A 13,560-nucleotide genomic window follows, 5' to 3' on the forward strand; every position below is an offset into this window, starting at 1 on the left:
GTACCGGCAGGCACCGTCACCTTGTAGGCGCCCACATAGGTGTAGGTGATATTGAGCGTCCCGGTATGGGTGATATCGGTCGGGTCTGAAATGTCGGCGACTTTCACGGCGACCGCCACCTGCCGGCTCTGCCCCGCCTGAAGTCCGGCCAGAACCAGAGGCTCGCCTGGCGCAAACGTCGTGATGACGCTCTGCTTCAGGTCCTTCTCGCCGACGACGATGAGATTGCCGCCGTTCTCCTGCATATACTCGGTGCTGACTTTGTCGATCGCGTAGCTCATTCCCGGCGCGAACTGAGGTTCCGTGCTCTTCACGAAGTGATGATCCTCGTTCCACTGATTCCCGTCGGAATCGACGACCTGGTAGGTCAGGACGGTACCTTCCTTGGGCGCATAGGTCATCGGCGCCTGCAGCGGCGGCGCCGGAATGGCAGCCCCGACGACACCAGGCCCGAGCCGCTTGTCGAGCTCCGACTTGGCATCGGCAGGCAGCGGGATCGTCGGGTCGGCGGCAAGAGCCGAGGGCCCCAGAGCGGTCAAAAGCGACAGGCCCATGAAGATCGGAACGATGGATCGGCGGGAGCATTTCAACATGACGCAGGCTTTCCTCTTGAGATGATGGGTCGGCAAGTCAGTCCGACTGGAATTGCGGCAGGCTGCTGAGCAGGTCGCTGAGGCCGATCCACAGAATCTGCATACCGATGCAGAGCAGGATGAAGGCGGTCAGTCGCACCAGAGCATCGGTGCCCCCCTCGCCCAGCAGCTTGGCGATGCGGTCGCTCCAGCGATAGCAGACGAAGACCAGGATTGCCAGACTTGCAGCGGCAGCAGCGCCCCCGAGCACATTCCAGATGGCGCCACCATGCCCCACCTCGGGGTTGGTGGTGCCCAGCGCGATCGCGGTCGCGATGGTGCCTGGCCCTGTCGTGAGCGGCATGGTCAGCGGATAGAATGCCTGCCGCATGATGTTCTTCGCATTTAAGTCGGCGTCCGTATCGACATCGGATGAACGGCTGTCGGCTGGGGCATTCATCAATTTCCAACCGGCGGCGGCGACCACCATGCCGCCGGCGACGCGCAAGACCGCCACCGAAATCCCGAAGAAAGCGAGCACATAGGCGCCCATCAGCAGCGAGGCGATGATGATGAGAAAGGAGAAGACGCCGATGCGCGTCGCGAGATCGCTGCGATTGCGATGATTCAGCCGGCGCGTCATGGTCAGAAACACGAGGGCGCTGCCTGGTGGATTCACGACCGGAAACAAGGCCCAGAACACGAACAAGAACGTGCTGCTCGAAATGGCGAACGCATTGACCGCGCTGGCAGCCGTCACGGCAGGCTCCTTTCGGCTGGATCCCGGAAATCCGACACGGGCCCGAAGTTGACCATATCGGATTGCCGCGGTCGACTGTCACCGGCGCCAGGGACGGGGCGCGATCAGGAATGATGTCATTGTTTCCCCACCGGCCGTGACGCTAGTCTGTAGGCCGGGAAGCAATACAGGTTAGGCATTCAGATTGGCCCGAATTCTTATCGCCGATGACCATGACATCGTCCGCCGGGGCGTGCGCGACCTGCTGGCGGAACGGTCCGAATGGGAGATCTGTGCCGAAGCCCGCAATGGCACCGAGGCCGTGGAGCTGACCGGCCAGCTCAAGCCGGATGTCGCCATCCTCGATCTGTCCCTGCCGGACATCAACGGCATCCTCGCCACCCGACAGATCCGAAAGCTGTCGCCGGATACGGAGGTGCTGGTTTTCACCATGCATGAGAACGAGCATCTCATTCATGAGGTGCTCGCGGCCGGCGCGCGGGGCTATCTGGTCAAGTCCTCCGCCGTCGGCGAATTGACCCGTGCGATCGACCAATTGCTGCAGCACAAGCCCTATTTGTCGCCGACCATCGCCGAGGCCGTGCTGGACGGCCATCTTCAGCTCGAGCCGAAGAAGCGGACCTCGCCGTCGCTGTACAACCAGCTCTCGGACCGCGAGATCCAGATCGTGCAGCTTCTCTCGCAAGGACTGACCAGCAAGCGGATCGGCACGTCCCTCGGCATCAGCGTCAAGACCGTCGAAACCCATCGTGCCAATATCATGCGAAAACTGAGTGTCGGTTCGATCGCCGAACTGGTTCGCTACGCCATCCGCAACAATCTCGTCATTCCGTGATCCTGGCTCCTGCCCTTAGTTCCTCGCCGGTAACCACCGATCAAATGCTAAGCAGCACACGGCCGGATGATGCGTTTGATGGCTTCGCGCAAGGCTTCGCCCTCAAGTCGCGGCAAGTTTTCGACAATCCTTTCCTGTCTCTCTTGGAATGACTCTAAGCCCAGACGATTGGCCGGGCAGCCAAAAACCACAGGCAGGCAATCGGCCCCGCCGCGCCGATCAACAGTTGAACCTCACTTTGTCGTTTCCTGACCTCATCCCTCGAAGAACTCGGTAGAATCACGGAGTCTCGATATGGGCGGGGCGCCATGGCGGATGGGGAAGCGATCATTACCGAGCGAAGACTGACAGAGGACGGCACCTCATCGGGCCTGGCCGCGACGGCCAGCGAACGAGAGTCCAATCTCGACCGGAAACGACGGATGGAGCGTGGCGTCGATCTTCGAGCGCCCATGCCCAGGACGCCAACCACCGTCACCAGGCCGCCCGCAGAGCATCAAGCGCCGGCGCCTGACAGCGATCTGTTTCTGCAGCGGACGATCGATGCGCTGTCGCCCCACATCGCCATTCTGGGCGAGGCCGGCGAGATCCTGATGGTCAACCGCGCCTGGCGGGAGTTCACGCGAGGCAACGAACCGGAAGCGACCGAGGCGGGGTTGGGTCACAAATATCTCGATGTCTGCCGGGCCGCCGCGGGTATCGACGATCAGGCGTGGCAGATCCATGAAGGCATCACGGCGCTCCTGTCCGGCGGCAGGTCGGAGTTCCATCTCGACTATGGCATCGACGCGATCGAAGGGCGCCGGCGCTTTGCGTTGCGCGCAACGCGGTTGGCGGGCGCGGGACCGACACGCGTCGTCATCGCCCATGAAGATGTGACGCAGCTCGAGCGGGCCGACGATCGGCTCCGCCATCTGTTGATCCAACATCATACCCAGGAAGACGAGACCCGGCGCCACCTCGCCCGCGAGCTGCATGACGTGACGGCCCAGAAACTCGTCGCCGCCTGCCTGCTGATCGCCAAAGCCGACCGGGTGATCGGCGACGACGAACCCGCAATAAGCAAAAGCATCGCCGAAGCGCGGACGCTGATGGAAGAGTCCCTCTCCGAGATCCGATCCCTCTCCTACTTGTTTCATCCGCCCTTGCTGGAGGAGCTGGGCCTCGCCGCCGCCATGCGCGCCTATCTCGACGGCTTCGGCCAGCGCACGGCGATTGCCATGCAGGCGGAGATCGCCAGCGACCTCCCGCGCCTGATGCGCGCCGCCGAGATGGCATTCTATCGCGTTCTGCAGGAGGCACTCGGCAATGTCTATCGCCATGCCAAGAGTCCGGTGGTGATCGTGCGGCTCTACCGGCATGAGGCGAAGACCCGGCTCGAGGTCGAGGACCGCGGCATCGGCATCACGGGCGCCATGGCCGATGGACGCCTCGACCCCGCGCGGGCCGGCGTCGGTCTGCTGGCCATGAAGATGCGGATGGAGCAGATCGGCGGCGACATCGAGGTCCGCACCGGAGCCGGCGGCACCCGTGTCTGTGCGGTCCTGCCCGATCGCGCCTGGGCCGGCAGCCTGGCGCCCGTCAGTCCGGCAAGGAAATGAGCTCGGTCTCGCCGGGAACCTGACCCATCCGCTGCGCCCGCCAGTCGGCCTTCGCCTGCTCGATGCGCTCCTTCGAGCTGGAGACGAAATTCCACCAGAGATGACGCCGCCCGTCGATGGCCGCACCTCCCAGGATCATGACGCGCGCGCCCTTATCCGTTTGGAGCGCGTACCTGGTCTCAGGCTCGAAGACTGCCATGTCGCCAGTCGTCAGAGCCTGCCCACCGACCTGCACATCTCCGCTAACGACGAACACGCCCCGCTCCTCGTGATCTTCGGGCAGCGGCAACCGGCCCTTGGGGCCGAGGATGGCGTCGACATAGAGGGTCGGGCTCAGCACGCGCGCGGGCGAGGTCCGGCCATAGGCATGGCCCGCGATCACCCGCAGCACCACCTCGCCTTCGCGCCATTCCGGCAGCTCGCCGCGCCCGACATGTTGGAAGGACGGCTCGGCTTCCTCTTCCGATTGCGGCAACGCCACCCAGCTCTGGATGCCATGCAGCAGATGGCCGCGGGCCCGAAGCTCGGGGCCGGTGCGCTCGGAATGCACGATGCCCCGGCCCGCGGTCATCCAGTTCACATCGCCCGGCGCGATGGTCTGGACCGATCCCAGGCTGTCGCGATGGACCTGAGCGCCCTCGAAGAGATAGGTCACGGTCGCGAGCCCGATATGGGGATGCGGCCGCACATCGACGCCCTGGCCGGGCGCGAAGGTCACCGGCCCGAAATGATCGAAGAAAACAAAGGGGCCGACGCTGCGCCGCTCGATCTGCGGCAACAGACGGCTCACCATGAAACCGTCGCCGAGATCGCGCGGCTTTCCTCTGATGATCATCATGTCGCGAGACCTAGGCCGACCGCGGCATGGCGGTCTCGACCAGGCGCGCCCAGTAACTCGCCCCGATCGGCAGGGTCTCGTCGTTGAAATCGTAGTGTGCGTTGTGCAGCACCCCGCCCTTCTCAGCCGTGCCGCCACCGAGAAAGATGTAGCAGCCGGGCTTCGCCTGCAGCATGAAGGCGAAGTCCTCGGAGCCCATGGTCTGGCTGTAATTGCGGTCGACGCGTTCGGCGCCCACCACCTGCTCCGCCACGCCGCTCGCGAAATCGGTTTCCACCGCCGTGTTGATGGTGGGCGGATAGCGCCGCTCATAGCGCAGCATCATGGTGGCGCCGAAACTCTGGCAGACGCCCTCCGCGATCCGGCGGATCGCCGGCTCGATCGAATCCTGGATGCGCGGCTCGAAACTGCGACAGGTCCCGCGAATGACGCAGGATTCCGGGATGACGTTCCAGGCGTCGCCACCATGGAACTGCGTCACCGAAACCACGGCCGCGTCGAGCGGCGCCACATTGCGGCTGACGATGCTCTGCAGCGCGGTCACGATATGGGCGCCGGTCAGGAGCGGGTCGATCCCGTGATGCGGCATGGCGCCGTGCGAGCCCTTGCCGATCACGGTGATCTCGAAGATGTCGTAGGAAGCCATCATGGGGCCCGTCCGCACGCCGAACTGGCCCGGCGGCAGATGCGGCCAGTTATGCATGCCAAAGACGGAATCCACCGGGAACTTCTCGAACAGCCCGTCGGCCACCATGACACGGCCGCCGCCTTCGTTCTCCTCGGCCGGCTGGAAGATGAAATGGACCGTGCCGGCGAAGTTCCGGGTCTCCGCCAGGTAGCGCGCGGCGCCCAGCAGCATCGTGGTGTGGCCGTCATGGCCACAGGCATGCATCTTGCCCTGGTTGCGGGATTTATGAGCGAAGCCGTTCTCTTCAAGAATGTGGAGCGCATCCATGTCGGCGCGGAGCGCGATGGCGCGGCTGCCCGGGGCTGACCCCTTGAGCGTTCCGACGACGCCCGTGCCGGCGAGCCCGCGATGAACCGCGATCCCGAAGCCTTCCAGCTTGCCGGCGACGAAATCCGAGGTGCGATGCTCCTCGAACGCCGTCTCAGGATAGGCATGGAGATCGCGGCGCCAAGCCGTCATGTCGGCCTGGAACTCGGCGATGCGGTTGATGATCGGCATGACGTGACCCTCCTCCGTGAGATTGCAGCCTGGGAACGGCCCGGGCGCCAGAATAACCCGGCGGCTGCGTCCCCGCGAAGGCTGTTTCAGAGGCCACCAACCTGCCAAATGGCCCGGTTTTGTTGCTGTCTGCGGCAGAGCCGCCTATCCTCGCGACGCGTGACATCTCTGGCCACTTGACTCCACCCCGCGATCCGAAGGCAGGACATGGGCAAGACCCGACAGCAGAGCTGGGTCTGGCATTTCGACCAGCCGGTCCACGCCATGTGGGAGGTGCTGGCCGACACCGCGCGCTTCAACGAAGCGGCCAAGCTGCCGAAACACGAGATCATCGAGATCCCGCAGCCCGATGGCGCCGTCCAATATTTCGGCCAGTTCAAGCGCGGGCCGATCACGATCAAATGGCGCGAGCGCCCGGTCAACTGGATTTATGAGCGCTGGTTCGAGCATTGCCGCGAATTCCTGAACGGCCCTTTGGTCTCGCTCTGTGCGGTCTTCGAGCTGGAGCCCGAAGGCTCCGGCAGCCGCGGCACTTACATCATGACGGTCGAAGCGCGCAATTGGCTGGGCCGCCTGATCCTTGCGGGCAATTTCTTCAGCAAGACCGGCCGGACCTTCGCCGCTCTCGCGGCCCAGGCCGCGGCGTTCGCCGGCGGAAAGCGCGAGCAGCCCTTCGACTATGAGCCGCCGAAACCTTCCGAAGAAACCCGACGTCGCGTCCACGATGCCGTCCAGGCGATCGAGGCGACGCCCAACGGACATGGGCTGGCGCAGCGCCTTGCCGATCATCTGTTGAGCGCCCAGGAGGTCGATCTCTGGCACGTGCGCCCGCTCCAGCTGGCGCGGGAGTGGCAGGTCAGTCCGCGCCGGATGATCGAGGTCTGCCTGCAAGCCGTGCGGAGCGGCCTGCTCGAGCTGCGCTGGGACGTGCTCTGTCCGCGTTGCCGGGTGGCCAAGACCTGGTCGGGCTCGTTGGACCGGCTGCCCACCGGCGCGCATTGCCCGAGTTGCAACATCGACTATGACCGCGACTTCTCGAAGAATGTCGAGGCGGTGTTCCGGCCCACCGCCGCGATCCGGCCCTTGACCAGCGGCGAATATTGCCTGTTCGGCCCCCTTTCGACACCGCATATCAAGCTGCACATGACGCTCGATCCCGGGCAGTCGCGCGAGCTCCCGGTCGAGCTGCCCTTCGGCCCCTACCGCTTCCGCACGCTGGAGCCGGGCCCGGAGCAGACCATCGACTGGCGGGGCGGTGGCTTCCCAAGCCTGATCGTCCATGACGACCGGCTCGAGCTGGGGACCCTTTCCCCTCCCAAGACCGTCAGCCTGTCAAACCGCAGCCGGCGCCCGATCACGATCGTGTTGGAGGATCGTGCTTGGATAAGGGACGCGCTGACGGCGGATCGCGTCACGGCGATCCAGACCTTCCGCGATCTCTTTGCCGGCGACGTGCTGCGGCCGGGCGACGATGTCGGTATCAGCGAGATCACCCTGATGTTCACCGACCTCAAGGGCTCGACCGCGCTCTATGAGCGGGTGGGCGACGCCCGGGCCTATCATGTGGTGCGCGAGCATTTCGCCTTCCTCGCCGGCATCGTCCGCGATCATGACGGCGCCATCGTCAAGACCATCGGCGATGCGGTGATGGCGGCCTTCGCCGATCCCGCCTCGGCGATGCGCGCGGCCCTGGCCATCCAGCGCAAGGTCGAAAGCTTCAATGCGACGCATGGCGAAGGCGCGATCGTCATCAAGCTCGGCCTGCATAAGGGCCCTTGCATCGCCGTGACGCTCAACGACCGGCTCGATTATTTCGGTTCAACCGTCAATCTGGCGGCGAGGCTGCAGGGCCAGAGCCTCGGTGGCGACATCGTGATCTCGGCATCCCTGGCCGAGGATGCGGGTGTCAAATCGGCCCTCGGGCCCGTCGCCGCCAGCGAGGAAGCCGCCGAGATTCGCGGCTTCGATCGCCCGGCCCAGTTCCGCCGGTTGAAGCCGGCGGCGATTTCGACAGATGCGGCGGCGCTTGCACCCCGCGCCTAGGCAGCCTCGTTCTGCGCGGCTTCGGCCTGCGGCAAGGTGCATTTGAGCTTATAGACGAGATCCCGGCCCATGGTCCGGTGGATCGCGGTTCTCAACTCCTCATCGACGGTCAGGAGCTTCGACAGCCGCGTCTTGGAGATCGAGAAGATCCGGCAGGGGCCAACGGTCGTCACGGTCGCGCAGGCGGGAGCGCCGGTCAGGAAGCTCATTTCCCCGACGAAGGATCCCGGCTGCACCAGGGCGACGATGTCGCCATTCACCTCGACCTTCGCCATGCCCTCGGCCATCACGTAAAGCTCGGAGACCGGCTGGCCCTCGACGGTCAGTTCCCGGCCGCCATCGCAACGCCGCCATTCGCCGCTCTTGAGCAGGCGATGGAAGGCGACATAGGTCATGCCTTCGAACAGGCCCTGATGCAGGGTGCGCTCATGGTCGTCCAGCGAGACGCCGAGGCGCGCCCGGGCCATCAATATCAACTGCACGGTATTGATGGCGACGAAGATCAGAGCCCAGACGATCCCCACCCAGAGCGGCGGAGTCGAGCCGAAGTAGAAATAGAGCGCTTCGAGGCTGAGAGCCAGGATCGCGAGGCTCCGCAGCCAGCATATGTTCGTCACGATGTAGGAGAAGGCGAGGATCGCGTAGCAGAGATTCGCGGCCAGGTTCTCCCAATTCACGGCTGTCAACAGCGCGTCCATAGGTCCCTCCCCTATCCCGTCGGTGAACAGCGGCGACACTCTGCGACGCCCTATCGACGACATGATGTCGCCGAGTGCTTCAATTATTTCAGAAGGACCGGATTTGGTGTGCGGGTGCGAAGGGGACTCGCGGCGGAATACACCAATACTCCTCCCCTATCCGGCCGAAATGGCCGCCGTCAGCGCTGCGACTGGCGAAAGTTCCCGGCCCGATAGTAACCGACTGTTTCCGCCGGGAGCGCTGCGCGGCCGCGAATCCGATCGGCGATCTTCTCCGCGATCATGATGGTTGGCGCGTTGATGTTGGAGGAGACGACATTCGGCATGATCGAGGCATCGACGACGCGCAGCCCCTCCAGCCCATGGACCCGCCCCTCCTCATCCACGACCGACAGATCGTCGGCGCCCATGCGGCAGGTGCAGGAGGGATGATGCGAAGTCTCGGCCTTGCGCCGGGCGAAGGCATCGAGATCGGAATCGCTGTTGACGGCAGCACCGGGCGCGATCTCGGCGCCGCGAAATCCATCGAATGCGGCCTGCGCCACCACCTCACGCGTCAGCCGGATGCCGTCGCGCACCTCGGTGCGGTCCTCTTTATCGGCCAGATGATTGAAAAGGATTCGCGGCGGGGCAAAGGGATCGGCCGAGGCCAGCCTCACATGGCCGCGGCTGCGCGGGCGCATCTGGCTCAGATGGACCTGGAAGCCATGGTCGTCGATCTTCTCGGCGCCGTCATAGCTGATCGCGACCGGCGCAAAATGATGCTGCAGATTGGGGAACTCGACGCCCGCACGGCTGCGGAAGAAGCTCCCGGCCTCCCAGATATTGGAGGCGCCGACGCCGTTCTTGAACAGCAGCCATTGCAGCCCGATGGCGAGCTGGTTGAGCCTCCTGGTCGCGGGATAGAGCGACACCGGCTGGGTGCAGCGATACTGCACCAGGAAATCCAGATGATCCTGGAGGTTCTCGCCCACGCCGGGAATATCGGCGACCACGGGAATCTCGAGCGCCCGCAGCTCCTCGCCTGGACCGATGCCGGAGAGCTTCAGGATCTGGGGCGAGTTGATCGCGCCCGCCGACAAGGCGATCTCGCCGCCGCGCACTTCCTGCTTCTGGCCGTTCTCGATGAACTCGACCCCGTTCGCACGCCGGCCGTCGAACAGCAGCCGCGAGACCCGGACCTTGATCTTGAGATCGATATTGCCGCGCGCCCGGGCGGGATGGAGATAGCGCCGCGCCGCGCTGGAGCGCACGCCGCCGAAGGTGGAGCGCTCCATCCGGTAGAAGCCTTCCTGGCGATAACCGTTCACATCTTCGGTCAGGGCATAACCCGCCTGCTGCCCGGCCTGGAGGAAGGCCTGGAACAGCGGGTTGGCGCAGTCGGGAATGGTCACCCGGATCGGACCGTCGGCCCCCCGGTAGGTGCTGGGGCCGAGCGCACTGGTCTCCATCTTCTTGAAGTAGGGCAGGCAATGGGCATAGGACCAGCTGCCCAGGCCGTCCATCTCCGCCCAGCGGTCATAGTCGAGCGGATTGCCGCGCAGATAGACCATGCCGTTGATCGAGGAGGAGCCGCCGACGACGCGGCCCCGCGGATAATAGACGCGCCGGCCGTCGAGATGCGGCTCGGGCTCGCTGTGATAGAACCAGTTGTAACGGTCGGATTCGAGCGGCACGGCCAAGGCCGCCGGCATGCGCAGCATATAGAGGCTGCGATCCATCGGACCCGCCTCCAGCACGAGAATCCGGGCCGAGGGGTTTTCGCCCAGGCGATTGGCGAGGACGCAGCCCGCCGAGCCGGCGCCGATGATGATGAAGTCGTAGTCCTGCGCCACCCGTGTCCGGCCCTATCGCTGTAAGGCCTCGATACCGCGCCGCGCGGCCTTCGGGCCGGGGCCAGCTTCCCGGATTCGAATATCGGCGTAAACCGGAAATCCTTGCCTCGGTTGTCCTACGACACCGCCGACTGCCTAGCCGAGGAGGTCCTCGGGCGCGCGGGTGTAGAGCTCGGGCGTCCCGCCGGTATGAACGAAGACCATCCGGCTGCCGCGCGGAATGACGCCCTTCTCGATCAGGTCGATCGCGCCCGACATGCCCTTGGCGGTGTAGGTTGAGTCGAGCAGCACCCCTTCCCTTTGCGCAGTCCGCGTCAGGGCCGCGCGGCCCAGTGGCGAGGGTTTGGCATAGCCGGGACCGACATAGCCCTCCGCGATCCAGACGTCGTCGGGTTTGAGGGTGAGCGCGACGCCGAGGCGCTTGGCACCGTCGAGCGTATGGCGAGTCACTTCGGCGGCGAGGATGTCCTTGGCCCAGCTGACGCTGACGCCGACGATCCGGGTCGAAGCCGCGCTGAGCTTGGCGCCCAGGAGCAGCCCCGCCTGGGTCGAGCCCGTACCCGCGGCAAGGACGATATAATCGGGCACGCCGCCCAAAGCTGCGGCCTGTTGCATAATCTCGGCGAAGGCGAGCGCATAGCCCAGCGTGCCTTCGGGCGTGGCGCCGCCGAGCGGCACGGCCACCGGATGCTCACCCTTCTTGCGCAATTCCGCCGCCAGCGCCGCCATGCGCTGATTGACGATGTCGTAGTTGGGCTCATCCCAGAAATCGAGGTCGGCGCCGAAGAGCCGGTCGAGCAGCACATTGCCCACATCCGCCGGGGCCACTCCCTTGAGCCGCAGATAGCATTTGAGCCCGAGCCGGGCCGCCACGGCCGCCGTCAGTCGCGCATGGTTGGATTGCGCGCCGCCGGTCGTGATCAGGGCCGTGGCGCCCTCCTTCTGGGCGGCCGCGACGATGAATTCGAGCTTGCGCAGCTTGTTCCCACCGGCACCGATCCCGGTCAGGTCGTCCCGCTTGAGCAGGAGATCGACACCCAGTTCCGCCGAGAGGCGCGGTGCGCGCTCGAGCGGGGTCGGGCCGCTGAGCAGGCTGACGCGCGGGACCGATCTGATCAGCCCGGCGATATCCTGATTCATGCAAACGGCTCCTTCAGTGGCGCGCACAAATGCGGGCGGCGCTCATCAGATAGACCCGCGCCGCCGCGAGGAAGTCGGCGATCGCCATGCTTTCGTCCGGCACATTGATGTCGGCGACCTTGCCGGGGCCATAGATCACGGTCGGGATGCCGGCATGGAGAAGATGCGAGGCGTCGGTGCCGTAGAACACTTGTGGGAACAGGGTGCCGACCTTGGCCGGCGTTCCGAGCACCGCCTCATGCGACTGCGCGACGGTGCCGACCACGGGCACCTCGGCCGTGACGTGATAGGGCAACTGCTGGCAGAACTGAGGAGATCCCAGCAGCTCGATCTTCGCCTCGATCTTGCTGCCATCGCGGGCTTTGATCGCACCGATGGCCTTCTCCAGGTCGGCGCGCACGCCCTCGGGCGTCATGCCCGGCACCGTGCGCACATCGATCAGGGCCTCGGCCTTCTCGGCCAGCATCGAGGCCATGCTGCCGCCCCGGACAACACCAACATTCATCGTCGGCAGACCCGGAAAATCCTTATGCGGCTTGAAGCGCAAGGCCTTCTCGTCGAGCGCCGCGAGAATTGTCACCAGATGCTCGATCGCGTTGCGGCCGTCCGCGCGCTGGCAGACATGGACCATCCGACCCTGGACCGTCAGGCGCAGCTGGCTGACGCCCGAATGGGCCGTCATGACATTGAGGTCGGTCGGCTCGCCGTTGATCGCCATGTCGGCCTTGAGGCCCTGATGCAACATGTGAGTGGTGCCGAGACCCAGCGCATCACATTCGCCGATGACGGCCGACAGCACGATACGGCCCGACATCGCATCCTTGTCGTGGGACATCGCCGCGAGGCAGCCGATCATGCCCCCCACCGCCGCCTTCATGTTGTTGATCTCGGCGCCGACAAGCCGCCCGCCGACCCGGCGCGGGGTAAAGGGATCCGCCGACCAGCCGGGTTGAACCGGCAGCGTGTCGAGATGGCCGTTGAAGAGCAGCGTCGGGCCTGGGCGGCCGCTATCGAGGGTGGCGATCACATTGGCGCGCCCCGGCATCACCTCCTGCTCCACCACATCGAGACCGAGCCGGCGCAGCTCGCCCGCGGTCCAACGCGAGATGCCGTCTTCCTTGCCGGAGACGCTGTGATGGGAAATCAGGGATTCGACGACCGAAATCACATAGTCGTCGTCAATCTCGACGGACATGGAGGCTGGTCCTTTCAAGCGGGGACTTTGCGGCCCTGGCTGCTGAGGGTACGGAACAAGGCGCAATCAGCGCGCGGCTGGCTGCGGCTGCCGCCCATGCGCATGCAGTTCCAGAGGATGGCGAGGTTGCTGGTGATGACGGGCTTGCCGACGCGCCGCTCGATCGCGGGTGTGATCGTCGCCGTCGGCATGCCGGTGCAGCTCATGACGATCGAATCACAATCCGGCCGGTCGAGCGACATGATGAAGTCGGCGACGCGATCCTCCTCCACGTCCTGCATCGTGTAGTCGTCCACGGTACCCGGAAACAGGCCTGCGACCGGAAGGTGCGGTTCAAGGCCATTCTCCTGCAGGAAGACGCCCAGGCGGCGGTTCATTTCCGGCGAATAGGGCGTGCCCACAGCGGGGCGGCGCAGCTTGAGCGCATGCAGCGCCTCGACGACCGATTCCGAGGCGGTCGTCACCGGCACCCCGCCGGCGCGCTTCTTCATCCGTTCGATGATGGCGCGATGGCCTGCAATGCCGCCGAAGAAGCTGCCGCTGGTACAGGCCCAGCCGATCGCCATCGGCCGGATCGCCAGCAGGCTGTCGATCGCCTGGTCGAGCCCGTCGGCTGCGATCGCCATGTTCTCCGGCGTCACCACCTTGGGATAGATCACCCGCGCCGCGTGGGTCTCGACCGAATCCGGCAACAGCCGTCGCATATCGCCTTCGATATTGAGATCGCTGTCGAGAATGGCCAACCCGATGCGTCCGCCACGTCCATACATGCCGGGATCCTCCCTAAGCCTTGTGCCGCTTGAGATCGAGACAACCGAATTTATCCACTTCCAGGCGCCAGCCGGGCGGCAGGAAGG

12 protein-coding genes are annotated in these 13,560 nt (G+C 65.1%); 3 read left to right on the plus strand and 9 right to left on the minus strand.

The window, feature by feature from the left end; genetic code table 11:
* Positions 1-593 (minus strand): hypothetical protein (locus ACREE8_RS20595; RefSeq protein ID WP_431574890.1); only part of this gene is annotated, 593 nt, incomplete at its 3' end.
* A gap of 37 nt (positions 594-630) precedes the next feature.
* The gene (locus ACREE8_RS20600; RefSeq protein WP_431574891.1) at positions 631-1,332 is read right to left on the minus strand and encodes a MarC family protein; all 702 of its coding nucleotides are present in this window, start codon (positions 1,330-1,332) and stop codon (positions 631-633) included.
* Positions 1,333-1,516: 184 nt separating this feature from the next.
* Here ACREE8_RS20600 and ACREE8_RS20605 point away from each other — a divergent pair, with 184 nt between their 5' ends.
* Positions 1,517-2,167: a response regulator gene (locus tag ACREE8_RS20605; protein WP_431574892.1), complete on the plus strand. Its 651-nt coding sequence runs from the start codon at positions 1,517-1,519 to the stop codon at positions 2,165-2,167.
* 452 nt (positions 2,168-2,619) lie between these two features.
* A complete protein-coding gene (locus ACREE8_RS20610; RefSeq protein ID WP_431574893.1) occupies positions 2,620-3,768 on the plus strand; it encodes a histidine kinase in 1,149 nt (382 codons plus the stop codon).
* On the opposite strand, the gene ACREE8_RS20615 is transcribed toward ACREE8_RS20610, so the two are convergent.
* Positions 3,749-4,606, minus strand: coding sequence for a pirin family protein (locus tag ACREE8_RS20615; protein ID WP_431574894.1), 858 nt, complete (start codon positions 4,604-4,606; stop codon positions 3,749-3,751). The two genes, ACREE8_RS20610 and ACREE8_RS20615, sit on opposite strands and share 20 nt — an antisense overlap.
* A 10-nt stretch (positions 4,607-4,616) precedes the next feature.
* Complete coding sequence (locus ACREE8_RS20620) at positions 4,617-5,792, minus strand: M20 aminoacylase family protein (protein ID WP_431574895.1); 1,176 nt, start codon at positions 5,790-5,792, stop codon at positions 4,617-4,619.
* Between the two features lie 207 nt (positions 5,793-5,999).
* Here ACREE8_RS20620 and ACREE8_RS20625 point away from each other — a divergent pair, with 207 nt between their 5' ends.
* Entirely contained in the window at positions 6,000-7,835 is a 1,836-nt protein-coding gene (locus ACREE8_RS20625) for an adenylate/guanylate cyclase domain-containing protein (RefSeq protein ID WP_431574896.1), read from the plus strand.
* Here the strand turns inward: ACREE8_RS20625 and ACREE8_RS20630 are convergent.
* The 5 genes from ACREE8_RS20630 to ACREE8_RS20650 all read right to left on the minus strand — a co-directional run bounded on the left by ACREE8_RS20630 (position 7,832) and on the right by ACREE8_RS20650 (position 13,473).
* A complete protein-coding gene (locus ACREE8_RS20630) occupies positions 7,832-8,533 on the minus strand; it encodes a Crp/Fnr family transcriptional regulator (protein WP_431574897.1) in 702 nt (233 codons plus the stop codon). The genes ACREE8_RS20625 and ACREE8_RS20630 overlap by 4 nt on opposite strands.
* A gap of 179 nt (positions 8,534-8,712) precedes the next feature.
* Positions 8,713-10,368 carry a choline dehydrogenase gene (gene betA, locus ACREE8_RS20635; RefSeq protein WP_431574898.1) on the minus strand — a complete coding sequence of 552 codons (1,656 nt, stop codon included), beginning with the start codon at positions 10,366-10,368 and terminating at the stop codon, positions 8,713-8,715.
* 135 nt (positions 10,369-10,503) lie between these two features.
* Positions 10,504-11,508, minus strand: a complete 1,005-nt coding sequence (locus tag ACREE8_RS20640) for a 1-aminocyclopropane-1-carboxylate deaminase/D-cysteine desulfhydrase (RefSeq protein WP_431574899.1) — start codon at positions 11,506-11,508, stop codon at positions 10,504-10,506.
* 13 nt (positions 11,509-11,521) lie between these two features.
* The gene (locus ACREE8_RS20645) at positions 11,522-12,703 is read right to left on the minus strand and encodes a M20 family metallopeptidase (RefSeq protein WP_431574900.1); all 1,182 of its coding nucleotides are present in this window, start codon (positions 12,701-12,703) and stop codon (positions 11,522-11,524) included.
* A gap of 14 nt (positions 12,704-12,717) precedes the next feature.
* Positions 12,718-13,473 (minus strand): maleate cis-trans isomerase family protein, encoded by a 756-nt coding sequence (locus ACREE8_RS20650; protein ID WP_431574901.1) that lies wholly within the window; start codon positions 13,471-13,473, stop codon positions 12,718-12,720.
* Positions 13,474-13,560 lie beyond the last annotated feature (87 nt).

This window comes from Hypericibacter sp. (assembly GCF_050729195.1).
GTDB lineage: Bacteria > Pseudomonadota > Alphaproteobacteria > Dongiales > Dongiaceae > Hypericibacter.